Annotated in this window: 28 protein-coding genes; 14 read left to right on the top strand and 14 right to left on the bottom strand. The window is 45.3% G+C overall.

Features of this window, described 5'->3' with window-relative positions; translation table 11 throughout:
• Nucleotides 1-4 precede the first annotated feature (4 nt).
• From JMX92_RS00380 to JMX92_RS00370, 3 genes are all read left to right on the top strand, one after another.
• Nucleotides 5-436, top strand: a complete 432-nt coding sequence (locus tag JMX92_RS00380) for an HIT family protein (protein WP_011960222.1) — start codon at nt 5-7, stop codon at nt 434-436.
• 171 nt (nt 437-607) lie between these two features.
• Entirely contained in the window at nt 608-1,642 is a 1,035-nt protein-coding gene (dusB, locus tag JMX92_RS00375) for a tRNA dihydrouridine synthase DusB (RefSeq protein ID WP_201543259.1), read from the top strand.
• A gap of 89 nt (nt 1,643-1,731) precedes the next feature.
• Nucleotides 1,732-3,468 (top strand): dipeptide ABC transporter ATP-binding protein, encoded by a 1,737-nt coding sequence (locus JMX92_RS00370; protein WP_201543257.1) that lies wholly within the window; start codon nt 1,732-1,734, stop codon nt 3,466-3,468.
• A 75-nt stretch (nt 3,469-3,543) separates the two neighbouring features.
• Here the strand turns inward: JMX92_RS00370 and folE are convergent, their stop codons facing one another.
• The gene (folE, locus tag JMX92_RS00365) at nt 3,544-4,149 is read right to left on the bottom strand and encodes a GTP cyclohydrolase I FolE (RefSeq protein ID WP_201543256.1); all 606 of its coding nucleotides are present in this window, start codon (nt 4,147-4,149) and stop codon (nt 3,544-3,546) included.
• A 266-nt stretch (nt 4,150-4,415) separates the two neighbouring features.
• Between folE and JMX92_RS00360 the strand changes: the two genes are divergently transcribed.
• Nucleotides 4,416-5,222 carry an enoyl-ACP reductase gene (locus JMX92_RS00360; RefSeq protein WP_041773301.1) on the top strand — a complete coding sequence of 269 codons (807 nt, stop codon included), beginning with the start codon at nt 4,416-4,418 and terminating at the stop codon, nt 5,220-5,222.
• Between the two features lie 93 nt (nt 5,223-5,315).
• On the opposite strand, the gene JMX92_RS00355 is transcribed toward JMX92_RS00360, so the two are convergent.
• Both JMX92_RS00355 and JMX92_RS00350 read right to left on the bottom strand, forming a co-directional pair.
• Nucleotides 5,316-5,480, bottom strand: a complete 165-nt coding sequence (locus tag JMX92_RS00355) for a hypothetical protein (RefSeq protein ID WP_162853843.1) — start codon at nt 5,478-5,480, stop codon at nt 5,316-5,318.
• 231 nt (nt 5,481-5,711) lie between these two features.
• On the bottom strand, nt 5,712-6,887 hold the full coding sequence (locus tag JMX92_RS00350; RefSeq protein WP_201543255.1) for a cupin domain-containing protein: 1,176 nt from the start codon (nt 6,885-6,887) through the stop codon (nt 5,712-5,714).
• Nucleotides 6,888-7,071: 184 nt separating this feature from the next.
• Here JMX92_RS00350 and JMX92_RS00345 point away from each other — a divergent pair, with 184 nt between their 5' ends.
• A complete protein-coding gene (locus tag JMX92_RS00345) occupies nt 7,072-7,254 on the top strand; it encodes an NF038104 family lipoprotein (protein ID WP_011960229.1) in 183 nt (60 codons plus the stop codon).
• A 118-nt stretch (nt 7,255-7,372) separates the two neighbouring features.
• On the opposite strand, the gene purB is transcribed toward JMX92_RS00345, so the two are convergent.
• Both purB and mnmA read right to left on the bottom strand, forming a co-directional pair.
• A complete protein-coding gene (gene purB / locus JMX92_RS00340) occupies nt 7,373-8,782 on the bottom strand; it encodes an adenylosuccinate lyase (RefSeq protein WP_201543254.1) in 1,410 nt (469 codons plus the stop codon).
• 507 nt (nt 8,783-9,289) lie between these two features.
• Nucleotides 9,290-10,486: a tRNA 2-thiouridine(34) synthase MnmA gene (gene mnmA, locus JMX92_RS00335; protein WP_197708912.1), complete on the bottom strand. Its 1,197-nt coding sequence runs from the start codon at nt 10,484-10,486 to the stop codon at nt 9,290-9,292.
• 56 nt (nt 10,487-10,542) lie between these two features.
• Between mnmA and ispF the strand changes: the two genes are divergently transcribed.
• The 3 genes from ispF (at nt 10,543) to JMX92_RS00320 (ending at nt 12,491) form a co-directional block, all read left to right on the top strand.
• The gene (ispF, locus tag JMX92_RS00330; protein WP_110816436.1) at nt 10,543-11,058 is read left to right on the top strand and encodes a 2-C-methyl-D-erythritol 2,4-cyclodiphosphate synthase; all 516 of its coding nucleotides are present in this window, start codon (nt 10,543-10,545) and stop codon (nt 11,056-11,058) included.
• A gap of 236 nt (nt 11,059-11,294) precedes the next feature.
• Nucleotides 11,295-11,630: a Grx4 family monothiol glutaredoxin gene (grxD, locus tag JMX92_RS00325; protein WP_011960233.1), complete on the top strand. Its 336-nt coding sequence runs from the start codon at nt 11,295-11,297 to the stop codon at nt 11,628-11,630.
• 375 nt (nt 11,631-12,005) lie between these two features.
• Entirely contained in the window at nt 12,006-12,491 is a 486-nt protein-coding gene (locus JMX92_RS00320) for a hypothetical protein (protein ID WP_110816438.1), read from the top strand.
• 94 nt (nt 12,492-12,585) lie between these two features.
• Here JMX92_RS00320 and creC read toward each other — a convergent pair whose 3' ends face one another.
• On the bottom strand, nt 12,586-14,472 hold the full coding sequence (creC, locus tag JMX92_RS00315) for a two-component system sensor histidine kinase CreC (RefSeq protein ID WP_201543253.1): 1,887 nt from the start codon (nt 14,470-14,472) through the stop codon (nt 12,586-12,588).
• A complete protein-coding gene (locus JMX92_RS00310; protein WP_049750988.1) occupies nt 14,469-15,269 on the bottom strand; it encodes a response regulator in 801 nt (266 codons plus the stop codon). Before JMX92_RS00310 ends, creC begins: the two co-directional genes overlap by 4 nt.
• Before the next feature lie 301 nt (nt 15,270-15,570).
• Between JMX92_RS00310 and JMX92_RS00305 the strand changes: the two genes are divergently transcribed.
• The 3 genes from JMX92_RS00305 to JMX92_RS00295 are packed head-to-tail and all read left to right on the top strand — an operon-like array spanning nt 15,571 to nt 18,537.
• A complete protein-coding gene (locus JMX92_RS00305) occupies nt 15,571-16,236 on the top strand; it encodes an alpha/beta hydrolase (protein WP_011960237.1) in 666 nt (221 codons plus the stop codon).
• Nucleotides 16,237-16,260: 24 nt separating this feature from the next.
• Nucleotides 16,261-17,355: an esterase/lipase family protein gene (locus tag JMX92_RS00300; RefSeq protein WP_201543252.1), complete on the top strand. Its 1,095-nt coding sequence runs from the start codon at nt 16,261-16,263 to the stop codon at nt 17,353-17,355.
• A 60-nt stretch (nt 17,356-17,415) separates the two neighbouring features.
• Entirely contained in the window at nt 17,416-18,537 is a 1,122-nt protein-coding gene (locus tag JMX92_RS00295; RefSeq protein ID WP_201543251.1) for a lipase secretion chaperone, read from the top strand.
• Between the two features lie 65 nt (nt 18,538-18,602).
• Here JMX92_RS00295 and JMX92_RS00290 read toward each other — a convergent pair whose 3' ends face one another.
• The 3 genes from JMX92_RS00290 to JMX92_RS00280 form a co-directional block, all read right to left on the bottom strand.
• Complete coding sequence (locus JMX92_RS00290; protein ID WP_201543250.1) at nt 18,603-19,037, bottom strand: hypothetical protein; 435 nt, start codon at nt 19,035-19,037, stop codon at nt 18,603-18,605.
• A 124-nt stretch (nt 19,038-19,161) separates the two neighbouring features.
• On the bottom strand, nt 19,162-19,692 hold the full coding sequence (locus JMX92_RS00285; protein WP_011960241.1) for an inorganic diphosphatase: 531 nt from the start codon (nt 19,690-19,692) through the stop codon (nt 19,162-19,164).
• A gap of 354 nt (nt 19,693-20,046) precedes the next feature.
• Nucleotides 20,047-20,187 (bottom strand): entericidin A/B family lipoprotein, encoded by a 141-nt coding sequence (locus JMX92_RS00280; protein WP_011960242.1) that lies wholly within the window; start codon nt 20,185-20,187, stop codon nt 20,047-20,049.
• 371 nt (nt 20,188-20,558) lie between these two features.
• Between JMX92_RS00280 and JMX92_RS00275 the strand changes: the two genes are divergently transcribed.
• Complete coding sequence (locus JMX92_RS00275; RefSeq protein WP_011960243.1) at nt 20,559-21,101, top strand: tRNA (cytidine(34)-2'-O)-methyltransferase; 543 nt, start codon at nt 20,559-20,561, stop codon at nt 21,099-21,101.
• 10 nt (nt 21,102-21,111) lie between these two features.
• Here the strand turns inward: JMX92_RS00275 and JMX92_RS00270 are convergent, their stop codons facing one another.
• From JMX92_RS00270 to tusD, 4 genes are all read right to left on the bottom strand, one after another.
• Complete coding sequence (locus JMX92_RS00270) at nt 21,112-21,498, bottom strand: TusE/DsrC/DsvC family sulfur relay protein (RefSeq protein ID WP_011960244.1); 387 nt, start codon at nt 21,496-21,498, stop codon at nt 21,112-21,114.
• Nucleotides 21,499-21,593: 95 nt separating this feature from the next.
• Nucleotides 21,594-21,941, bottom strand: a complete 348-nt coding sequence (locus tag JMX92_RS00265; protein WP_201543248.1) for a hypothetical protein — start codon at nt 21,939-21,941, stop codon at nt 21,594-21,596.
• Nucleotides 21,942-21,985: 44 nt separating this feature from the next.
• The gene (locus JMX92_RS00260; protein ID WP_011960246.1) at nt 21,986-22,309 is read right to left on the bottom strand and encodes a hypothetical protein; all 324 of its coding nucleotides are present in this window, start codon (nt 22,307-22,309) and stop codon (nt 21,986-21,988) included.
• Between the two features lie 24 nt (nt 22,310-22,333).
• Nucleotides 22,334-22,744: a sulfurtransferase complex subunit TusD gene (tusD, locus tag JMX92_RS00255; protein ID WP_201543246.1), complete on the bottom strand. Its 411-nt coding sequence runs from the start codon at nt 22,742-22,744 to the stop codon at nt 22,334-22,336.
• A 226-nt stretch (nt 22,745-22,970) separates the two neighbouring features.
• On the opposite strand from tusD, the gene JMX92_RS00250 reads away from it, so the two are divergent.
• Nucleotides 22,971-24,320, top strand: coding sequence for a glycosyltransferase family 4 protein (locus tag JMX92_RS00250; RefSeq protein WP_227675215.1), 1,350 nt, complete (start codon nt 22,971-22,973; stop codon nt 24,318-24,320).
• A gap of 249 nt (nt 24,321-24,569) precedes the next feature.
• Complete coding sequence (locus tag JMX92_RS00245; protein WP_413786845.1) at nt 24,570-25,154, top strand: phosphatase PAP2 family protein; 585 nt, start codon at nt 24,570-24,572, stop codon at nt 25,152-25,154.
• Nucleotides 25,155-25,222: the final 68 nt, after the last annotated feature.

Below are 25,222 nucleotides of genomic sequence, written 5' to 3'. Positions count from 1 at the left end.
AACAATGAGCATTAAGCATTACGAAGATGATAATATTTTTGCTAAGATTTTATCGGGTGATATCCCTTGTCACAAGGTATACGAAGATGACAAGACCTTAGCCTTTATGGATATCATGCCGCAAGCTAAAGGTCATGTGTTGGTTATTCCTAAACAAAAAGCGGTAGAGCTTTCGCAGCTTGAGCCTGAGTATGCCAGTGCGGTACTGATGACGGCCAAAAAGGTGATGGCAGCACAGCGTAAAGTATTTGATCGTGAAGGCATTATTCAAATGCAGTTAAATGGCGCTGAGGCAGGCCAAACCGTCTTCCATTATCATGTGCATCTCATTCCCTCTAATATCCATGAGCTAGGTAAACATGCTGTGGTTCAAGCAGACATGGCAGAGCTTGCACAGCAGGCTGAGCAGCTAGCAGCAGCGATTGAGCACGCTTAACAGGCCGCTTTGGGCGCTGGGTGTCTAAACCTTAGGTTTTGAGTTAACGCTTGAGTTTTAGGTATTAGCCCTTACAATAGCGGCAGGATAAAACGGGCTTGTCCTTATTAGGGCAAGCCTTTTTGTCTGCAAATAATATACTTTTTTTAAAATGATTTTTTGAGCGATTCAATGGCAAATGATATGACATTACCCACCACCTTGGCCGATCATCCCTTATTGCAGCCATTATATATTGGCGGATTAGAGATTCAGAACCGATTGATGGTGGCGCCTATGGCTGGAGTAACAGACAACCCGTTTCGACGCTTATGCAAGTCGTTTGGGGCCGGTCATGCCGTCAGCGAAATGATGACGGCTGATGCCACGTTATATGCCCATAAAAAGTCGTTATTTCGAGCCAACTTTGAGGGAGAAATTGCTCCCATATCCGCGCAAATTGCAGGCGCAGATGTTGATAAAATTGCTGAAGCGGCTCAGTATCAGGTCAATAATGGGGCGCAGATTATTGATATTAATATGGGCTGCCCGGCCAAGAAGGTGTGCCGTAAACTGGCAGGCTCAGCTTTATTAAAAGATGAAGATCTGGTGGCACGTCTGCTGGATGCGACAGTGGCCGCAGTGGATGCACCTGTCACTTTAAAGACACGCTTGGGCTATGAAAATGGACAGGAGAACATCTTGCGTGTGGCCAAGCGAGCAGAAGAGGCGGGCATTGCTGCCATTGCTATCCACGGCCGTACTCGAGAAGACAAATACGGAGGTCAGGCCCGTTATGATCTCATTCGTGAAGTAAAGCAATTGGTTAACATCCCGGTGATTGCCAATGGCGACATTGACAGCCCCCAAAAAGCCATAGAAGTGTATGAGCAGACCGGCTGTGATGCCATTATGATTGGTCGTGCTGCTCAAGGTCAGCCTTGGCTGTTTCGAGATATCGCCCATTATTTGCAGACCGGTGAGATATTACCAGCCCCCAGTATTGAGCAGTTAAGACAAATTGTATTGACTCATTTACAAGAGCTATATGATTTTTATGGTGAATACTCAGGCTGCCGCATCGCCCGCAAGCACATTGCTTGGTATACCTCTGGTATCGAGGATTCTAACGCCTTTAGGCAGGCCATGTATGGCGAGGAGAGCACTGCTGGTCAATATAAAGTGGTGGATACGTTTTTATCCTCTCATTCAGCTCGTGAAAGCTAGACCGGCATCAGTACAGACCAACTTTGGCTAGGATTCACCGCTCAAATGGGTTAAATTAGGCGTTCAGTCTTTGTTATGAGAATGAGTCCATGCCCGTAAGCCCCGCCAACCCCTCCGATTCTGCTTGTCATCCGGCTCAATCTACTAAGATTGACGGCTCATCTATTAATCATAATTGTGCTGAGCAATATGGCGGTGAGCCGGTGCTGAGCGTCAGTCACCTACATATTGCGCAAGCACACACTGTGCTGGTGCAGGATCTATCCTATCGGCTGTATCAAAAGCAAACTTTGGCCATCGTTGGCGAGTCCGGCTCTGGTAAGTCTTTATCGAGCTTGGCGCTACTTGGCTTATTACCTGAGAGCTTAAGCGTTAAGGGGACGGTCAGCTTACAGCAGGTAGGTGAGTTGCCCATCACCCAGCAGCCGGATGGCTTTGCTAGGCGTCAAGTTAAGCGTGAGCGTATTTTAAAGCAAATCCGCGGGGCAAAAATTGCGATGGTGTTCCAAGAGCCAATGACGGCCTTAAACCCCCTGCATACAGTAGGCAAGCAAATTGCTGAGAGTCTGCGCTTGAGTGGCCTCCCAAAATCTCAGATTAAAGCGCGCATTATTGAGCTGTTAAATGATGTCAATATCAAGCAGCCTGAGCAAAAATTAAATCGCTATCCGCATGAGCTCTCAGGGGGTCAGCGTCAGCGGGTAATGATTGCTATGGCGCTTGCTCAAAACCCCGATGTGCTCATTGCCGATGAGCCCACCACCGCTCTTGATGTCAGCTTGCAGCATGAGATTCTTGAGCTGCTTAATCGGCTAAAACAACAAAAAGGCATGGCGATGTTGCTGATCAGCCATGATCTGAACCTAGTACGCCGCTATAGCCATCAAATCATTGTGATGCAGCAAGGCACAGTGGTGGAGCAAGGGCTAAGTGAGCAGATTTTTAACCATCCCAAAAGCGCTTATACCCTGTCATTAATTAACCAAAACTTTGGCCCAGCGCTATCTTTATCAGATGATAGCGATACCGTACCTATTATTAAAGCCATCAACTTATCGATTGCCTTTGCTGCCAAAAAAAGTCTGCTGGGCGGGGTGAGTGAGTGGGCACCTGCAGTAAACAATGTCAGCTTTGAGTTGGCACGTGGCGCCTCATTAGGTATTGTGGGTGAGTCAGGCTCAGGCAAGACCACCATCGCCTTGGCCTTGTCTCGATTGCTCAGTACTCAGGCTCAGGTAAGCGGCGAGATTGACGTGGCAGGCATAAAAGTAAATAGCCTAAGCAAAAGTAAGCTGCGTCACTTTCGTTCTACCTTACAAATGGTGTTTCAAGATCCTTTCGCCAGTATCAATCCACGATTTAACGTCATGCAAATCATTGAAGAAGGTCTATTGGTAAAAGGGGTGGACAAGGCTGAGCGTGAAAAGGCAGTGATTGACGTGCTACAAACGGTGAACTTGCCGCCAGACTTTGTTTATCGCTATCCACATGAGCTGTCAGGAGGTCAACGTCAAAGAGTGGCACTGGCACGTGCACTGATTATGCGTCCAAAGGTTATCATCTTAGATGAGCCGACCTCTGCCTTAGATAGCAGCACCCAGGTGGCTGTGGTGCATCTACTAAGAGATATCCAGGCTCGGTTTGGTATCAGCTATATCTTTATCAGCCATGATCTAAAAGTTGTGCAGGCTTTGTGTCAGCACATTATGGTATTAAAGGCGGGGGCGTGTGTCGAATATCAACCCACTCAGCAGCTATTTGAGAATCCTCAGCATCCTTATTCAAAGTTACTGATTGATACCAGTGCCCATAGCCAGCAGTTTTAACCCATCAAAAAACCCGCCTATAAAGACGGGTTGATATCAGTAAACACGGTCAATGGCTAGGGATAGATAAGCGGTTTAGAGCTTTGAGGCCGGCAGCGCAGCAAAGAATTCGTTGCGGGCTTGCATATCCGTCTTAAAGTCGCCTAGCATGGCTGTGGTACGGGTGCTAGATAACTGCTTATTGACCCCGCGCATCATCATACACATGTGCGAGGCGTCCATAACTACAGCTACGCCGCGGCACTGAGTCACCTCCATAATGGCTTCAGCGACTTGTTGGCTTAAGCTTTCTTGGATTTGTAAGCGGCGGGCATACATATCGATAATGCGTGCCACTTTGGATAAGCCCAGTACTTTACCATCTGGTAAGTAGCCCACATGAGCGACACCATGAAACGGCAGCAAGTGATGCTCACACAATGAGTAAAACTCAATATTATGCACCAATACCAACTCAGAGTTATCCGTAGGGAATACCGCATTATTGGTCACTTCAGTGAGTGATTGATGATATCCTTGGGTTAAATAACCAAATGCCTTGGCGGCGCGAGTAGGCGTATCTAGTAAGCCTAGTCGATTTAAATCTTCTCCAGTAGAGGCGATTAATTTGGCATAAAGATCAGGACTGGGCAGTCTGGGATCTAGGGCTGTTTTTAAAGAATTTGAATTAGAATCACACATAGTTATAAATAGCAAAATAGAAGAATGCTATAGCTTAACGGCTACAAATAAATTGTAAAGGTCTTTGTCAAAAAATAGCTGAGTATTTTTCACCTAAGAGATAAAAAAACACAGATTACTGTGAATTATGCTGACTTTTGTATTATTATGCACATCACAAAAGTCTGAGTGAACACTTGGTACTAAAAATGGAGTCCCTTTATCTTAACATCAGGTGGGGGACAATGATAAAACAACGAAAAATTATAAATAAGGGAGTAATAGTGATGTTATTACAAGGTAAACGTTTTGTGGTGACGGGTATTGCCAGTAAGTTATCTATCGCTTGGGCCATCGCTGAGGCATTACATAGAGAAGGGGCGTCATTGATTTTAACTTATCCCAATGACAAGATGAAAAAACGCGTAGATATGGCGGCAGAGGCTTTCGGCGCAGATTTGGTATTGCCCTGTGATGTAGGCTCGGATGCTGAGATTGACGCGTGTTTTGCCGCTGTGGCTGAGCACTGGGAAGACGGTATCGACGGGGTAGTCCATGCCATTGGTTTTGCACCCGCTGATGAGCTTAATGGGGACTTCACTCAAGTGACCAGCCGTGAAGGTAGCGCCATTGCTCATGACATTTCTGCGTACAGTTTTGTGGCGCTGGCACGTGCCTCAAGAGCATTATTGGCCAAGCGTCAAGGCTCATTGCTGACGTTGACTTACCAAGGCAGTATATCGGTTATTCCAAACTACAACGTAATGGGTATGGCCAAAGCCAGCCTTGAGGCCAGTGTGCGCTATTTAGCGGCTTCTATGGGCGGCGAAGGTATCCGCGTCAATGCCATCTCAGCCGGTCCAATCCGTACCCTAGCGGCCAGCGGTATCAAATCATTCCGTAGAATGCTTGATGTGAATGCTAAGATTGCGCCGCTACAACGCAATGTGACTCAGATGGAGGTGGGTAATACAGCTGCCTTCTTATTATCACCTTGGGCCTCAGGGATTACCGGTGAAATTGTATTCGTAGATGGTGGCTTTAATACCGTGGCTATCAGTGAGCAGTTGCTATCGCTGGGCGACGAAGAATAAGCATGCCATAACACCAAAGCACATCAAATAAAAAAGACGTTAACGAGGGTTAACGTCTTTTTTTATAAAACTTTGATTTAATAATAAACTTAATTAGCTGTCTTGGCTATCTTCATGGTCTTCGTGATCATGCAGACCCTGCATCATATCTAAGGCGCAATCATCGGTACGCTGCTGGTCTTTTTTGTCTAAATGGTCTTGGTTAATATCATTACGCGCCATTTTGGTGGTTTCGTTAACGCTATTATCATCGGACATGGTGGTTCTCCTTGTTACAGCACTCCGTGCAGTGGGGGTCTATCTATGTGATTGATTGGTTGTTATTAAAAAATTATAAATAAGTCACTTTTTTATTATAAAACCAAATCAAACCTAGTGTGTTTACAAATGTAAACTAATATGGAGATGTGGTTAATAAAACCACCCAACGCACCTTAGTGTATCAATGATGTAACGCAGCGCACAAATCTTAAGCGCTACAGCCGATGATTACTGGGCATCGAAGTCCAGCCACACCCAACTGTTTTCAAGCCAGCCCATTATTGTCTCAAGCGGCAAATCAGCGGCCAATAAATCCTGATAAGTTAGGCTTTGTGCATCTGCTAAGCGTTGTAATAGCTCGGCTTCACAGCCGCTTATGTCCTCTAAACGCTGACCGTTGGCAAAGACAGTGATTTGGTCTGCCTGTTGGCTATAAATGAGGCGGCTGCTGTAGTCTGTCTTAATGACGGCGCCCTCTTTAAGTGCCTGTTCCAGCTCTGAGACATCGAGCGCTTCTTCGGGCACCAGTAGCTCGTACTGGCGCTTGCTGACCACTTCACTGACGGCTTGTGCAATCAGCTGATCACCTTGTTCAGACTGTAGCTTGGCCAACAGCTGAGACTTAATTTGGGCAATACTTGAGGCTTCAAGTTGACCTGAAGGCTGCAAGGGCTGCTCTAGTAGCAGTGGGGTAAATAACGAGGGCTCAGCGGTCGTAATGTCCACCAAGCTATCTAGTACTTGCATTAAGTTTGGACGTCGAAAGCCAAATGAAAAAGTCAGGCAATCATCCTGAGCCACCCCGTAATGAGAGAGCTTGGGTGGCACATATAACACGTCACCTGGCTCTAATATCTCATCAAAGATAAGCTCACCCATGTCATCGAAAATACGAATCGGTTGATCGGCAATAAACTCAGTACCGGCATCACACACCTTGCCCAGTTGCCAGCGTCTGTGACCATAGCCTTGCGCCAAAAACACATCATATTCATCATAGTGCTTGCCCACAGAGCCGCCGGCAGGGGCGTAGGACACCATAATGTCATCACGCTGCCACTGCGGAATAAAGTTAAAAGCATGCCATAATTGACCCAGCTCAGGTGACCATTGTTCTAAGTTTTGTACCAACACTGTCCATTGCTCAGGTAAATCGTCAAACATTTCCTCAGATAAAGGGCTTTGCTGAAGATGCCACTGATCGCCTTGTGACGTCGGGTTTTGGGTCAGCAGCCGAGCTGTGGCTGCCTCATCTAGGCTAAGACCTAAAATATCATCTGGCTCAAACATGCCGGCCAGTTGTGGTAGGCCTTGTTTAATGAGTAAAGGTTTTTTTTGCCAATAGTCACGCAAGAAGACCTCAGGGCTGATGTTATCTGGCAGACAAAACTTAATGGTATTCATAAAAAAGGGTATCCATATTGAGGGTATAGGTGGCGAAATAAAAGTATTAATGGGGCTTTTATGAGTGCAAAGAAAGAAAAAAATATAAAAATTGGGTGTTGTATCTGATTTTATTGCTTTATTATGAGCACTAAAATCAGACAAGTTATTTGTCTTTTATGTTTATTATTGCATTAAGGTATCTATGAAAAAACTCACCCTTTTGACCATTCTTATTAGCAGTCTCATGCTCCAAGCCTGTGTCCATAAGTTGGTCACTGTGCCGGTTAAAGTCGCCTACAAAACCACCAAAGGCGTAGTTAAAGGAACCGTTGCTGTGACCAAAGCCATTATTCCAGGCGGTGATGACGACGATAAAAAAGAGTAACTAACATCTAAAGGGTTTAATACTCAAGATATACGTTATCAAGCATAAAAACCCTGCTTATCAAAGCAGGGTTTTTATTACGACACTAATATTCATCAGCTTTTAGTCAAGGCTTTGATTATTTATTTAGCTTGGCAATCCACTCATCGATGGCCAGGGCTTGTTCATCAGCATTACCAATATAGGTGGCAGGGGTCAGCTCACGTAAGCGGGCTTTGTCTGCATCTGGCACTGCATCTAATTCATTGCTATCAACAAACTCAAGCATTTTTTCACGAGTCATGGCCTGACCACGGGTTAACGCTTTTAGCTTCTCGTATGGGTTTTCAACACGGTAGCGGCGCATCACAGTTTGGATAGGCTCTGCCAATACTTCTTGAGCGTTATCAAGGTCGCTATCTAGCTTCTCAGGATTGACTTCCAATTTGCCAACGCCTTTTAGGCACGCATCATAAGCAATCATGCCTTGAGCCAGACCAACCCCAATGTTACGTAGAACAGTTGAGTCAGATAAGTCACGCTGCATACGAGAGATAGGCAGTTTTTCGCCCAAATGCGCCAGCATGGCATTTGCCACACCCAAGTTACCTTCAGAGTTTTCAAAGTCAATGGGGTTAACTTTGTGCGGCATGGTGGATGAGCCGACTTCACCGTCTTTAAGTTTTTGCTTGAAATAGCCTAAGCTGATGTATTGCCAGATATCACGGTTAAAATCGATTAACACGGTGTTAAAACGACGCAGCGCATCAAATAGCTCAGCGATATAGTCGTGTGGCTCAATCTGAGTGGTGTAAGGGTTAAAGGTCAGACCTAAGCGCTCAGTGATAAATTGCTGTGCATGTGCGCTCCAATCAACCTCAGGATAAGCAGATAAATGAGCGTTGTAGTTACCCACGGCGCCATTGATTTTGCCAAGTAGCTCAACTTGATTGATTTGCTTGATTTGACGGGCTAGGCGGTAGGCCACGTTAGCCATCTCTTTACCCAAAGTCGTTGGGCTGGCAGTCTGACCATGAGTGCGAGACAACATAGGTTGTTTGGCATGTTCTTTTGCCAGTGCCACGATAGAGTCGGTGACCTGTTGCAATTTGGCAACCACGATGTCACGGCTGTCTTTTAGCATTAACGCATAAGATAGATTGTTAATGTCCTCTGAAGTACAAGCAAAGTGGATAAACTCTAAGCTGTCCTCTAGCTGAGCATTACCACGAAACTTGTCTTTGATGAAGTATTCAACCGCTTTTACATCGTGGTTGGTGGTTTTTTCGATGTCTTTAATCGCTTGTGCGTCGTCTTCGCTAAAGTTATCAACGATGGCGTCCAAAAAGGCATTGGTCTCTTGATCAAACTTGGCCAATTCAGTGATGGCATCATTATCGGCTAAGGCTTGCAACCAACGAATCTCAACAGTAACGCGGGCTTTAATAAGGCCAAACTCTGATAAATGAGCACGTAATGAGTCAGCACGGCTGGCATAGCGACCGTCAATCGGAGATAGGGCAGTTAAGGCAGATAAAGAGGCAGACATAAATATCCTTTAGCTCAGTGGGTGAAAAACAAGAATAGGAAACGACAAATTGTTAAAATAATAAATAAAAACGGCTGCCGCGATGGACAGCAAAACTCAGATAAAACGTAAATCAAATACCGCTTCTGATCAGCGTGGTTTGCAATTATAGCAATTAATGACGCTAAGTGACCTTTTAAGTCTAATAAAGACTAATAAAGTCTAAAAAAGCAAAGTCTAAAAAAATGGCGCTATACTGAAGCAGCAGCATCAAATATAGCACTAATAAATGCATACCATAAGAATGAAGTGACTATGAGGTAAGCCACAGTCACAGCACATAAGAAAATAAGTTTATTCTTCGAATAGTTGGGCTTAGAATTGTCAGAGGACTCACTAGTAAGTGCAATCAGCCTTAGCAAAATCGAAAGCCAAGCAACAACTAATAGTAATAGAATAAACATAGCACTCCATATAAGCATGATTTCTTTTATATCAAGGAGTGACTAAATGACTTATCTCACTTAATTACTCAAATGACTCAATCACACCGCCGCCTAAGCACACCTCGCCGATATAAAATACCGCAGATTGACCTGGCGTGACCGCGCGCTGCGGCTCATCAAATATTACTTTTACGCGGCTGCCATCATCAGAGTCAGCAAATACCGTGCAGCTTTGATCGGGCTGACGATACCGAGTTTTGGCCATGCATTTGAGGCCTTGCTCACTAAAGATAGCAGCTGGCGCGATACGCTCAACCCAGTCAAGCTTATAAGCGGTTAGGCGTTGGCTAAGCAGCATCGGGTGGTCATGACCTTGACCGACAATCAGCTCGTTGTTACTCAAGTCTTTTTGTAGCACAAACCAAGGCTCTTCAGGACGGTCTTTGACCCCGCCAATACCAATGCCGCCGCGCTGACCTAAGGTGTAGTACATCAGTCCATCGTGCTTGCCAATAGTAATGCCATCATCGGTCACGATATTGCCCGGCTTGGCCGGCAAGTATTGCTGTAAGAAGTCTTTAAAGCGGCGCTCACCGATAAAGCAAATACCGGTTGAGTCTTTTTTCTTAGCCGTAATCAGATCATGCTCCTCAGCAATACGGCGTACCTCAGGTTTTTCTAACTCGCCCACTGGGAATAATGTCTTAGCAATCTTGTCGCCGCCCACTGCATGTAAGAAATAGCTTTGGTCTTTGTTGTTATCAAGCCCACGCATCAGATGCGCCACTTCAAGCCCATCTTCACGGGTGTAATTGACACTGCGGCGGGTGTAATGACCGGTGGCAATGTAATCTGCGCCTAGGGTCACAGCGTAGTCTAAGAAGGCTTTGAACTTGATTTCTTTATTACACAGAATATCTGGGTTTGGGGTACGGCCGGCTTGGTATTCGGCTAAGAAATGCTCGAATACTCGGTCCCAATACTCCATCGCAAAGTTTGCGGTATGTAAGGTGATGCCTATTTTGTCACACACCGCTTGTGCATCGGCCAAATCTTCCATGGCTGTACAGTATTCGGTACCGTCATCCTCTTCCCAGTTTTTCATAAACAAGCCTTCTACCTGAAAGCCAGCTTGCTGTAGCAGTACCGCAGAAACAGAAGAGTCCACACCGCCAGACATGCCTACGACTACACGAGTCTGGGCAGGATTGGGCACATCGCTTAGGCGTAGGGCGGGCAAATTATAGGCGTTATTATCAAAACCAGTAGATGTCGTCATAAGTATCAGAAACTATGCTAAAATTTGGGCTAAATTATAACACTGATAGGCTGATAATGATAAGAATTGGACAAGGTATTGATGTACACGCGTTTTATGACAAAAAGCTGGACGCACAAAGCGCCAAAAGTGAGCCCAATCAATTTGTTACCCTAGCGGGCGTGAAGATTGAGCACAGCCACAGTCTGCTGGCTCACTCTGATGGCGATGTGGTATTGCATGCGCTTGCCGATGCGCTTTTGGGCGCTTTAGCACTGGGGGATATTGGTCAGCATTTCCCAGATACTGATGATGCCAATTCAGGACTAGACTCACGCGTGCTGCTGCGCCATGTTTATGATTTGATTCTCCAAAAAGGCTACAGCTTAGTCAATGCCGATATTACGGTCATGTGTGAGCGTCCTAAGCTTGCCAAACACAATATGGCGATGCGCCTTAATATCGCTCAAGACTTACAGACTCACGTTGATAATATTAGTGTTAAAGCCACCACTACTGAGAAGTTAGGTTTTACGGGTCGTCAAGAGGGTATTATGGCCAGTGCTGTGGTGTTATTAACAAAGCAGGTGTAAGCTGATTTTTTAGCAAAAGCTAAATTGAGATGACAGATAAGATGCATTTTCGTTGTATTTTTTGTTACTATCCCCATAAATACTATAATTACCTATGAATGATATTTTTAGCCGCTACACCGGTTAGACGCCAGGCTATTGACGCCTAGCTGACTCGGTACTAGCATTCACCAATTTGTTAAACTGTAGCTTTAAAACTGTAGTTGGCAACCTTGTCTCACCATTAAGGAATTGATATGACAGACCAAGCCCAAGACATCGAAACGTTAATTCGTAACCAGATTAAAGAAAACCCAGTGCTACTTTATATGAAAGGTACGCCGCAGTTTCCGCAGTGTGGTTTTTCTGCTAAAGCCATTGAAGTATTAACTCAAATTGGTCGTCCATTTGCATTTGTTAATATTTTAGAAAACCCTGAAATTCGTGCCACTTTGCCAAAAATTGCCAACTGGCCGACTTTCCCACAGCTTTGGATCAATGGGGAGCTTATGGGTGGATCTGATATTATTCTAGAGATGTATCAATCAGGCGAGCTTAAGCCTTTAGTAGAAGAGCACAGCCCAGCTAACTAATCGTTTAGCAGTGGTTGATTAAAATAAGTTAGTATCAAAGGCCCCGGAATGATTCTGGGGTTTTTTTTGGTCAAGAATTTAAGAAGTAAAGCGATTTGAATAACAGGCAAGCTGTTATGTTTTTGTATATGTGCCCTTTAGAACTGAGCGCTCATCACCATATAGATAACAAGCAACCTAAACAACAAGCAACCACAATAAACGATAAACATATTTAGTGAGCCCTAACCCATATAGGCTGCTTTAGCTTAAATCTCGCTTAGCGATGCTTTATAGATTAGCTTTTATAACAGCGGCGAAACACAGGCAATATATCAGCTGAGATCAAGTGGGGTAACCTGTGGGACAAATACGGGCTTAATTAGGAAAATGACTATGACAGATGATAAATTACTGCAAAAAAGACAGCATTTAGAAGCGCAATCAGAGAAAATTATGGCGATTGCCAAAGAGCCGCATTCTTCTTTGAAGTGTATCCACCTATTAAGCGTGGCAGGCGGTGCGACCAGCGAGACTTATAGCGCCATTGAGCAGCGTATCGTCACTGATGATGATATCTCAGGCGCCTATCACCTTGCTTTAATGGCACAATCTACCCCAGACTTACCCGTAGATGCGCGTCAGCTTATTGAGATGGTGGTGACCAAAGGCGACAATGCGCAATTAATCTCCTTATTAAAGAATTTACCGGTACCGCCAGTTGAGGTGATTAAGCAGCGTCTTATCGACAGTGGCGATGAAAACGCCATTGCGCAGATGACCGCTTATCTTGAGGCCAATCCAGAAGGGGTGGGCAGCCAAGGTATGTTAGGCAGTGGCCAAAAAGAGCGTATCGTGCCGTTAAGCCCCTCGCAAAGCTAACTTTGTAAGAATTGATAACCACCTAAAGACCCCATAACAGATGTTTTGGGGCCTTTTTTTATTTAAAAATCAGTACACTGTGCCAAGACAATATCTAAGTGGTTGTCGTCTCGCTGCCACTGCGCTCATTACCAGACACACGGGTTAGGGGTAAATATAAAATTAACTCGACGCCGGTGAACTGAATCGGTGTGGTGGGGCTATCACGGTTAGTATCCGTATCCTCTAAGATAGCCTCTAGATTATGGACGCTGACATTACCGCCGTGACGCTCGATGACTTGTTTGACTAAGGTTAAGCCAAGTCCGGTGCCTTTTTTGCCTTGAGTGGGGCTGGCATTACCGAGGCTACTTGCACCGGCTGCACCTTGCGACGAGATGGAAGCAGCTTGCGGCTTTGAATACTGATGCGAGAGGCTAAAATAGCGATCAAACACCTTACTTAGCGCATAGTCAGGAATAAGATTGCCATCATTGATGACCGACAGCTTAATATAATCAGTTTTTTGGATGGTCTGAGAGGTGAGGGTGATAGTGACCTGATTGTGAGCAAAATATAGAGCGTTATCGAGCACATTTTGCAACGCTTGTGTGAGCCAAAATTCATCCGCTAAGATGCTGTTGTTATCCGCTTGTGGCAGTTGGCATTGATAATTGATTTGCAGGCTTTGGTATTGACGCTGCATCTCATAACCGGACACCAAAGTCTTAATTAACCCATCTAGATTAATACGCTGCATGGCCAAACGAAAGGTCGGCTGCTCAATTTTGGCCAACAGCAGCAAACGATCAATTAATGACTGTAGCTTGATGCTTTGCTCGGTAATGGTTTGGCTCAACATCAGTCTGTCTTCACCGTCCAAATCCGTCTCTTCAAGCAGCTCACCGCTGGCACGAATGGCGGTCAGCGGACTTTTTAGCTCGTGGGTAAGGGTATGAACATAGTCAGTGACATAAGCACGGTTTTCGAGACGATGCTTCATGCTCTCGATGGTATCACTTAATTCATTGAGCTCACGCCCTAGATAAAAATAAGGCTTTTTGGTGTCTTGCGCCAATGACTGCGTATAACGGGTGACCAGTAAAGTGCTTTGTCTTAGCCACCAAGCAATTAGACCCGCCATCAATAAGGTGACGATACTGATGATAAGCGAGGCGGTTAGCATGCGCTGGCGAGTGGCATTAAGATAGGGCAAGACGGTGGAGGTGGGTTTGCCGATACTAACAACACCAATGATTTGCTGTGGGTCACTGGAGCTGTAGATGGGCTGGGCGACATACATGACTGACGAGCTTGAGTCTTCAGGATTAGTGCGTGTGGTCCGGGCACCGTATTTGCCTTGCAAGGTCAAATTGACATCGTTCCAGCTTGAGTAATCTTGGCCCTCAGCGTTGGCCTCGGGCATTATGTCATTGCCATCCTTGGGTAAGGAGTCGTAGATAACGATGCCTTCGTTATTGGTGATGTACACCCGAAAGCTGCTGTGTGTCTTTTCGTGATACCAAGTACCAAAAGGTGCAGAAGCTGGGCGCGCTGGATCGATGGTTGTATTGTCTGCACTAGATGGGTGTTGGGCCGCTTGCTCCTTGGTGGGCAAAGTGGGTGCCAAAAACGCATTATCGAGCATCGACTGATAGTGTCTATCATAAATCTCACCGGACTCCACCGCTGACTGCAAGCTTGCTGCCAGCAGCTTTGAGGTATCCACTAAGGTATCCTCGATAACTTGTTGGGTGATGGGGCGCACGTAGTTAAACAACTGATTGAACACCACTATGCCTGAGATAATCACGATAACCCCAACCGCTATCCATATTCTAAAAAATAAGCTTAAGTTGAGGATTTTTTTTGGTTTTTTGTCTTGAATCACAGGCGGAGTCTCTTTGCCAGTGGGGTGAAGTTTGGCGTACCAGTTCGCAGAGCCGGCTTTATTAAGCGCTTGTTTTGTCGCTTCGCTCAGCTCATTATCCTCATCACTCATGAACTACAAAGCCCATAGCCAAGACCTCGGTGGGTATGGATAATCTCCAAATCCTCACGCTCACTAATTTGTGCCAATTGCTTACGTATAGATTTAACATGGCTATCAATGGTGCGCGCTAATCGGTGATCGGGATAATCACTAATCGCGTTTAAGAGCTGTTCACGGCTAAAGACACGCTCCGGATTGGCCAACAATGCCAACAATAATTTGCGCTCAGTATTGCTCAGCTCAAGCTTGTGATCATTCCAGTACAAGGTATAGGTAAGCGGCTCGTAACGCCAAATGCCTGAATCTAACTCAAACAGTTGTGGCGTGGTGTCCTCAGCGCTGCTGATGTGCGTCTCGATGCTGGTGGCGGACAACTGCTCGCGGCGCCAAATGGCTTTGAGACGTGCCACCAACTCTCTGGGGCTAAAGGGCTTAGGGCAATAATCATCACCGCCCATCTCTAAGCCCAAAATTCTATCCACCTCGTCGCTGCGGGCGGTCAAAAATACAATAGGCAGCTGCTTTAGTATCCCAATGCCCTCGCTGTGACGAATGTCTTGACATAAACTTAAGCCATCACCATCAGGCAGACCCACATCCAGCACAATGCCAGAAAGTGGCTGCTGCTGATCGTTGAAATGCTTTAGGGTAGGGATGACACTACTGGCATTGTCCAGCCAAGTCACTTGCCAGCCTTCGCGCTTGAACGTCACTCGAAGCGACGTGGCGATGGCAGGATCATCTTCGACGATCAAAATATGAGGGGCAGGAGATTGGCTTGCAGCGAAATTAGATAATGCCGTCATGAAAAATACCAGATAATGAAGCGAAGAGGGGCGAAAGCAAATTCACAGGCCTAATCCTAGCATAGCTGATGCCAAAATAGATGTGTTTCAGATGAGCAGACTATGAAAAATTAATGAATGTCAGTATCGTCAAATGAGTTCAGAGTCAATAGCAGCAATTTGAACTGGCATGTAAAAACGCCTACCCGCTGGGTGTGTTAAAATTACTAAGAAGTTTGTTAAATAGGTAACGTCGCGCAAGTTATTGACGGTGTGACGATACCTAGCGCTGATAACCCATAAAAATACGATAAGGATAATTATGACCCACTATTTAGATTGTGTTGTTGTAGAGCATAACCCAGCCAATAAAGACATTGATTGTGCTGTGATTTGGCTACATGGCTTAGGGGCCAGTGGCCACGATTTTGAGCCTGTGGTGCCCGAGCTTGGCCTACGCAGCGATCTGGCGGTACGCTTTGTATTCCCGCATGCGCCCAATATTCCAGTGACCATCAATGGCGGCATGGTGATGCCAGCTTGGTATGATATTTTAGAGATGAGCTTAGAGCGTAAAGTGGATGTGGCACAAATTGAGAAGTCTGCTGCAGCCATTCATGATTTAATTAATCGTGAGGTTGAGCGCGGTGTGCCTCATCAGAACATTGTGATTGCCGGCTTCTCTCAAGGCGGGGCGGTGGCCTATCAAGTGGCTTTGACCCAGCCTGCGCCACTAGCAGGTCTATTGGCACTATCTACGTATTTGGCCATAGACGATGCAGCAAGCTTTATCCAAAACAAACAGCTGCCGATTAAGATTGATCATGGGACTCAAGATCCGGTAGTTCCTATTATTTTGGGTCAACGTGCTACAGACAGTCTAACGGCAGCTGGCTATGACGTAGATTTTTCGACCTACCCCATGGCGCATCAGGTCTGCTTACCACAGCTTCAAGCCATTGGTCAGTGGCTAAACAACGTACTGTAACCTCAGCCAATACAGGGATGTTTGATGAGTGTATTAACCCAAGTTAATCAAAGCACGACAGCTCAATCTAAAAAATACGCAGTGGCTGCAGCTATGCTACTGGCAATGAGCCTTTTAGGGCTGGCTAACCGCGCTGCTGCGGCTGAGTATTACAACTGCTCTAATCCCACGGGCTGTCAGCTGATAAAGAGTATTGAGCCAGAGGACAACCTGACCGCCACACAGTATCCTGTGGTATTGGCACATGGCTTGGGCGGTTTTAATAGCTTATTTGGTATCATTAATTACTTCAATGGCATTCCCGAAGCATTAATAGCAGGCGGTAGCGAGGTGTATGTCACCAAGACCTCGGCCATTCACGATGCTGAGTTTCGGGGTGAACAATTGCTACAGCAAGTACAAACCATCACCGCTGTCACCGGCAAACAAAAAGTGAATCTAGTGGGGCACAGCCTAGGCGGCATAGACATTCGCTATGTGGCTGCAGTAGCGCCAGAGTCTGTGGCTTCAGTGACTGCAGTCGCCAGCCCTGAACAGGGCTCAAAAATGGCCGATTGGCTATTAAATCTAGTGACCAACAGCAGTGCCAAAAGCGGCTACGCACCAGGTGAATACAATCTGCGGAGTCGGGCTTTAATTAACTTTCACAATGCTTTGGGACGCTTTTTAGATTACGGTTCAGGTATCAATCGCAAACAACTACAGCAGCAAGACGGGGTGCGTGCGGTTACCGGTTTGACCACAGACTATATGGCACACTACTACAATCGAAAATATCCTGCGGCCATGCCGAGTGAATACTGTGGTCAGCCGCCGGATAATTTCGTGGTCAATGATATTCCCTATTATTCCTTCTCAGGGGTGGGCACCATCACCAATGGTCTAGATCCGAGTGATTATCTGCTGTCGCTTACCGCATTGAGCTTTGGTAAAGATGATGCCAATGATGGGCTGGTATCGGCCTGCTCTAGCCGGATAGGCTATGTGATTCGAGATGATTATAAAATGAACCATTTAGACTCAGTCAATCAGATGTTTGGTCTGGTGGCTTGGGGTGAAGTAGATCCGATTTCGGTATATCGTGCCCAAATCAATCGATTAAAAAATAATGGCTTATAAAAATCAAACTGCTCCCGCTGTGTCTACAAGGTGCGACCCAATAAGTGGTAAAACCAAGCTATGAAAAATAAATCATGGATTAAAACGGCGCTTATTGTGCTTATTGTGGCCTGTGTGATAGGCGCTATTATCTTCTTAATACAAAGATTTAATACGTCTGATAAGCCGGCAGATACGGCAGCGACCCCCTCTAAGCGCTCCTCTTTAAACCATACTTTGCCAGTTCAGGCTGACAGTGAGGAGCAGATAATAGATTTGCCTTATCCTGAGGGCCACTTTGTCACTGGTGTTGAGCGGTTGCCTAAGTCGCTACAAGGCACGCAAGTCGATGGTGAGATTATTGTCACAAAAGAGGGGCAACTGGTAGCTACGCCGGGCCTACGTCGCCTTTTTGATTATTTTTTGTCAGCGCTTGGAGAGGAGGACAGTGCCACCATCGATGCTCGTGTTGAGGCATATATTAGCAGTCGTACGCCGCAGCCAGCCGCTGATGCTGCCATAGATACTTACTATCAATACCAGCAGTACCTTAAGCAGGTGGCGGCACTTGAGAGTCGCTTGACCAATCAGCAACAAGCAACTAAAACATTGGAGGCGATGCAAGCAGGTGAGGTGGATCTTACGCGTATTAAGCAGCAGCGACAACAGGTGCAAGCTTTGCGTCAGCAGATATTGGGCAAACCAGTTGCTCAGGCATTTTTTGCCGCCGATGATCAGGTGCAAGATTATAATATGGCCATGTTACAAATTGCCCAAGATAAGTCTTTGAGTATCGCTCAAAAGCAGCAAGCTCAGCAGGCCTATATTCAAAAACTACCTGAGTCAGCGACCAAGCAGCAACTGCAGCAGCAAAAGCAGATTGAACAGCTTATTAAGCAGGCGCAGCAGATGAAGCAGCAAGGTGCCTCAGAGAAGCAAATATTTGAGATGCGCGCGAAGCTTGTGGGACCTCAAGCAGCTCAGCGTTTGGGTGCATTGGATAAAAAAAATCAAGACTTTGACCACAGATTTACTCAGTATCAGCAGCGCAAGCAGCAGATTTTGGCTACCAACAGCAGTGATAACAATAAACAGCAGCAAATTACTCAGCTTGAGCAGCAGCTATTTAGTGAGACAGAACAAAAGCGCTTAGTCGGCTATGAGGCTTACCGAGCATACCTTGATGACGGTCAACAGCCCTAGCTTACTAAGCGGCTTAACAATATTAATCTAAAAGGACAGTAGTGCTCTAAAAGGACAGTAGCTCTCTAAAAAGGCGTGTTGTCTTTAGGCACAATTTGCCAAAAGATTAAGCTTAACAGTACGATGATCAATAAGATAACCAGCAGGCGTTTGGCCCAATAAGGCAACAGTGGCTTTTTATATCCCAAGTGTTGTAGATGGTTGTCTAATCCTGAGTTTAGCGCTTGCAGCTTAGGATTGTCTTTGATTTTTTGATTGGCAGCAGTATTGAGCTGGCTGGTAGTTTTTGAGACGGCTATCGGCTGTTTTTTGTTTTGTTTGGCACTAATGGCGGCCACATTTTTGTCTTGTTGCTGCTTGAGCTTTTGTTCATGCTCATCAATGATAACCTTGGCTTCACCCATGCCAATGCCTTGCTCTTCGGACAGCGTTTTTATGGCCATAACCAAGTTGTTTTTTTCAACCATTTGGGCGATGTGTTTGGGAAGTTTGGTAGACATAGTCAGTTCTCAAGGCATAATAAGGGCTTTTAGCACAGATAGTAACAAAAAAAGCACTCTAACTTAAGGTTAAAGTGCTTTTTTATACTCTATTTGCCAGTGTTATAACAGGCTTAATAGCAGATTATTTGTCTTTCCAGCGCTGAATAGCTTCTTTGATAACTTCTTTGGCTTCAGCCACATCGCCCCAAGATTCTACAACGGTAGTGCCTGCTTTTTTCAAATCTTTGTAGTGGCTAAAGTGGAACTCTAACTGCTCAATAAGACGTTTTGGTAGGTCTTCTAAGCTGTTGTAAGCGTTGCCGTTGTTACGGTCATCGGCAGGCACAACAACGATTTTGTCGTCTACTTCACCGTCATCAACAAACTTCATCACACCGATAACTTTGGCTTTTAAAAAGATACCTGTGGTTAGTGGCTGTTCAGTGATGATTAGCGCATCAAGCTCATCACCGTCTTCATCTAAAGTTTGTGGGATAAAACCATAGTTGCATGGCTTAGCAAAAATAGCTGGCTCAACACGGTCAAGCTCGAATACAGCCAATTCACGGTTCCATTCGATTTTGTGGTTGCTACCGGTTGGGATTTCAACAACAACGTTAATTTCGCCGCCGTCAACATCGCCTGCATCTAAAATCACGTTAAAATCTGCCATGTTTTTCTCCAAGATAGGCTCTAAAAAGAGCATTGATTTGTCATAGTTTTAAAAGTCATGCTGATTATAACAACTTTTACTTGATTGCCAAGTTATGACAATATTCCAAATAAACATTTGTCAGCGCAAGGTTTGTTATTTTAACACTTTTTGGTGGGCGAATAGATCAGGTCATGCACTGGTAAAACAGCGTGTGGCTTATAAATAAGGCGGTCAGCTAGATAGTACAGTAGAATGCAGTGGTCCAAAACAACAAAAGCCCACTAAAAAAGTGAGCTTTTATCGGTTTACCAGTATTTGCCAATATATGATATGGATATGGCAGACCTCAAGACAATACAAAACTAAAAAAGTTTAGATTTTATTTTCAACTTTGTCAGCAGTGTTAGTAACGCCTTCACCGGCTTTAGATACGTCTTGGCCTAGGCCTTTGAAAGTGTTACAACCAGATAGTACAACTAGAGCAGTTAAAGATGCAAATGCTAACTTTTTCATAATAAGTCCTTAAAAGTTGAAAAAATAAATAATATAAATTCATCACTGTGTGCTAAGGATAGGTGTCTTCTGGATTAACTAGGTTAACCATCGAGTAGCGCCAACTATAAGTTAACACCAAATACTACGATAAAATACCTAACACTAGATGATCAGATAATAAAAACCTAGGTTTTACAGACATTTGTCGACTGAGAAAACGTTAAGTTTTAGAAACACAGCAGTTATCCTTAATTACATAATATATCAATTAGTCCAATAGCAACAACAGAGAAATGTGTGAAATTTATCTAAAACTGTCATAGAATTGTAAATTTCGATACACAGACGGACTATTTGTTTTTACTTCGTCTCATTTAAGGCAACATTTTATGACCATTCACATTGTGCTTGTGCACCCAAAAATTCCTAACAATACCGGCAGCGCCATCCGTTTGTGTGCCAACACCGGAGCTCAGCTGCACTTGGTTGAGCCATTAGGGTTTGATTTAGACGATAAGAAGCTGCGCCGTGCAGGGCTTGATTATCATGAATACGCAGCCATGCAAGTGCACAAAAACTGGCAAGTGGCGAAAGAGGCGCTACAAGCAGCAGGCTGTCATAAGATGGTGGCATTGACCACTAAGCTGAGTCATCCGTTTTATGAGTATGATTTTGGCGATAGCAATGCGGCTGAGCATGAGAGTATTGCTTTGGTATTTGGTTCAGAGACGGCAGGCTTAGCTGATGACATCCGAGCAGACATTGGGGAGAGCAACTGGCTGCGTTTGCCCATGCTACCAGACTCTCGCAGCCTAAATCTGGCCAATAGTATCAGCATCTGCTTATATGAAGTATGGCGTCAAAAAGGCTTTTATGGCGATGAAGGGCGAAGCACCGGATACACCGAGCTGACCCCTTATGATCCTAAATAACCGGCAAGCATTATAAGCAATTGGGCGGCTTGGGTAGCCCTGCGATGCGATTGACATGGCGGGCAACCAAACCGGTATTAAATAACTGCTGCAGTAATTGATTGCTGATATTGTGCTCAGGCAAGGTTTTCATCAGATACTTAATTAAGGGGCGGGTGGTCGGCGGGTGGTTAAACTGAGTGTGAAAGTCTCGCACCTGCTGCAAAATCTGATAATGCTGCTCGGTCAATTTTACGGATAGCGTATCTGCTAGCTGCTGCGCAATCTGAGGGGTCCACTGGGTATGGTCAAGCAAATGCCCCTCTTCATCAAGACCCAGATAGGCTAGGTCCTCTGAGGTGACAGCAGCAGTCTGTGAAGCGGGGCTGGTAGAAGATGAATTCATGGCTTGACTCATGGTTTAACGGCTTAAGGGAATACAAATTATGGGATAGATTGTCTTATGAGATAGAATAAATCGTCTTACGGGATAGAATAGATCATCGCAGCCCACTAACTGAGTGAATTTAACGTTACCACGCGATCTACCTCTTGGGTTAATGCCACCCACTGCGCATCACTAATGACGTGTACTTTACTCACATCCAAATTGACCCGTGCGGTCTCATTAAGATGAGCCAAATCATCGGCCAGAACATAGAGCGCATGGATGTTTTTAATACGATATTCAGACTCATCATCACCGTTTAGCTCATTGATATACACTTGCAGCCAAGGCAGATAAGCTGAAGTTTCAGCCAATAATAATAGACTGTCACCGGCGTGCCATAAGGGAGCCAGCTCTTTGACGGTGGCTTTAAGGGTATTCATTGGGGCCTGTAATTGAAACAAAGTGGACATGGTTTGGCTCTTATAATTTGGGAAAACACTGATGCGGATACAGGTTAAAAAGATAGAATCTGCTGAAAGTTATTGGCGTCAAAATCTTCTGGAATGAAGTCGACTTGCTGCGCAACATCACCAGGCAACATGCCAAAGATCCAACTGCTAAACACATCGTCAGGTAGCCAAGCGGGCGCAATATCATACAAATCTAGTGATTTAATCATGCCATGTAAGCGGCTCTCAGGCTGCATTAATAAGCCAAACACAGAGCTGCTTAGCATCAATTGCACGTCTTGTCCGAAGCTTGCTAGAGTTAGGGCTAGCGCGCACCCTTCATAAGTAGCGGTTTCGGTGGCGGTGGTTAAACGAATAAGTAATGACACAGAACTTCCTTTTTTAATCTATCTTTAAAAACGAATGACCTTGGTGGCTAAGGCCATTTGCTCAACCAGCTCCCCAAGTCCCACCAGCTCAAACCCAGCTGCTAAGTTATTGGTCTGTAGTCTGTGACGCGCAGCATTGTCCTCATCGGTTACGCCGCGGGTTAAGGCGGTACTCACACACACGGGTAATCTTTGCTGGTACGCGGCGCTAAACTGGCTCCAAAGCTGGGTTAAATCGGCTCTATCTGCACTCTGCCAACGTAGCCCATTGGCCGTGTTGGCTGCATCTGCATAAAAGAAAATGGCCAACTTAGCAGGTGACACAGTATCCTCTTCTTGAGTATGCTGCATAAAGGCTTTGGCATAACGATAAGCATGCCACGCAAGCGGCTGGCTTGGGTCGGCGGTAATCAGTAATAACGTCGTTGTCGTCATAAAAGTATCAGCTTGTACAATAAAAAAGGGCGCATTTGGCGTTAATTATACATGATTTGAGCATGTTATAAGGACGCAAAGCCAACAAATAAGCTGCATAACTAGGTTAAGCTAAAACCTAGTCTGTCATTAAACTGTGATTTTACCGCCATAAAAGTGTCAACTATTTGTTTTACAGTAAGGCTATAGTCCCAAATTAGCAATCTAGTAGCAATCAGGAGGCCACATGCTAAATCATAACATGGACACCCGAGCAGCACCCCTTGTCGCTGACTATGGCTTTGATAGCTTATTGGCCAATTTAGCTTTAACTTTTGATAAGCAATATACTTTGACGGACGTCACTGCTTATTCAAAGCCACTACACATCTTACTGGTGACCGAGACTTGGACACCAGATATCAATGGTGTGGCGATGAGTTTGGGACGTTTAATGCAGCAAATCTCTCTACAAGGTCATCAGGTGAGCCTCATCCGGCCCAAACCCAAATCAAGTTCAGTCGATATGCCCATTCAAGGTCTTGGCACCCAAAACCTAGGGGAACAAAGCCGTAGTTTGGTGCTTAGCCATGATGTGCAGGTAAAAGGCATGGCGATACCTAAATATGCTAATTTGCAATTTGGGTTGCCGGTATATTTCACCATAAAAAAACAGCTCAAACGCATTGCTCCTGATGTGGTACATATTGCCACCGAAGGGCCTCTAGGATGGGCGGCGCTCATGGCTGCCAAGTCGCTTAATATTCCTGTTACCACCGGCTATCATACTCAGTTTCATGACTTTAGCCGGCACTTTGGACTTGGCCTACTGGCAGGGCCCATCATGGCCTACTTTAAATGGTTTCATAATGCCTCAAAAGCCACTTGTGTGCCGAGTAAAAAGACGCTGCATGACTTACAGAATCTAGGATTTAAGCAGCTGGTGGAAGTAGGTCGCGGCGTAGATTTAAAATGGTTTAACCCCAAGCATCGCAGTGACGCACTTAGAGCACAGTGGGGGGCGCACACTCATCACACGGTACTGATTATGGTGAGCCGTTTGTCGCCTGAAAAGCAGATAGACTGGGTAATAGATGCGTTTAAGGCGCTACAGCAGCAACAGCTACATCGAGCGGTTAAGTTGATAATAGTGGGAGATGGGCCAGATAGAGATCGACTACAGGCAATGGCGGCCAACAACAAAGAGGATATTATCTTTGCAGGCACGCAAACTGGGCAGGCTTTGGCTGAGCATTATGCCAGTGCCGATGCCTTTGTGTTTGCAAGCCAAGTTGAAACCTTTGGTAATGTGGTGGTAGAGGCGATGGCCAGTGGCCTGCCGGTGTATGCCTTTGATGATGCAGCCGCTGGTATGCTGGTCACCTCCGATAGTGGCCGGCTTGTGACGTTAGGCGATAAAGCAGGGTTTATTACTGCCATCTCGCAGCTGCCAAAAATGCAGTGTTTAAAAGAGCAGGGAAGTCATGCGCGAAAGAGTGTGGCTCAGTGCTCTTGGCAGCGCCCCACTGAGAAAATGCTGGCCATGTTTTATCAAGCCTTGGCACCGAAGGCTACTATAAACCGAAGGCTACTATAAATAGTTAGATTAAAACAGTTAGACTAGACTATAGGCGCTTATGGCTGGTAAAACGAGATGTACACACAGAGTGATTAAATAGATGAGTATTTTTTACAAAATAAAGTAAACTCAATAACTTAAAATATGATAATTAGTTTTTATACTTTTTTAATGCGCCATAACCTAATAAGGGGATAAGCGGTGAAATCTAACCAAGCAAAGCCTTCTTTGGTGCGCCAACTGCCACCAAACGTTGCGCCGAGTCCTGTGTTCACCTTATGTTCACGCAGTCCAGCACTGGCCGTTTATGTCAATCAGCTTATATCATGGGACACCACAGTGTGTATCCATATCAACCGCTATTCTACCAATTATGCTGTGGCCATCGTCTTTAAATCTATTAGCAGATTAGGAGATGGGTGGTTTTGGTATGCGATGATGCTGGCGGCTTTGGTTGTTTATGGTCAACAGGCTTTTTTGCCGATTATAACCACTTTACTCATTAGCCTGATTGGGCTTGCGATATATAAAGTATTAAAAATAAAAACGGTACGCCCCAGACCCTATCAAGTACATCAGGTGATAGTGCTCGGTGAGCGGCCATTAGATGTGTTTAGCTTTCCCTCAGGACACACCTTACAAGCGGTGCTGTTTAGCGCAACTTTAGGCAGTTATTTTCCTCAGCTGCTGCCTATCATGATGCTTTTTGCATTATTGGTGGCCTTATCGCGTATGGTGCTTGGCCTGCATTATCCTACCGATGTGCTGATTGGCGGTGCCATAGGCTATAGCTTATCTTTATGGGCACCTGATATGCAAAAGATGGTGGAGCACAGCCTGCTACTGCTGTAAGTAACCTTTGCTGTAAGTAACCTTTTATCTTACGCTGAAATGAGGCTATTAGATATGAGAATTTTTGC

It is taken from the genome of Psychrobacter sp. H7-1, assembly GCF_904846585.1.
Taxonomy (GTDB): domain Bacteria; phylum Pseudomonadota; class Gammaproteobacteria; order Pseudomonadales; family Moraxellaceae; genus Psychrobacter; species Psychrobacter raelei.
Note: the sequence above shows the minus strand (reverse complement) of the source record. Positions and strands in the feature narration are given on the sequence as shown.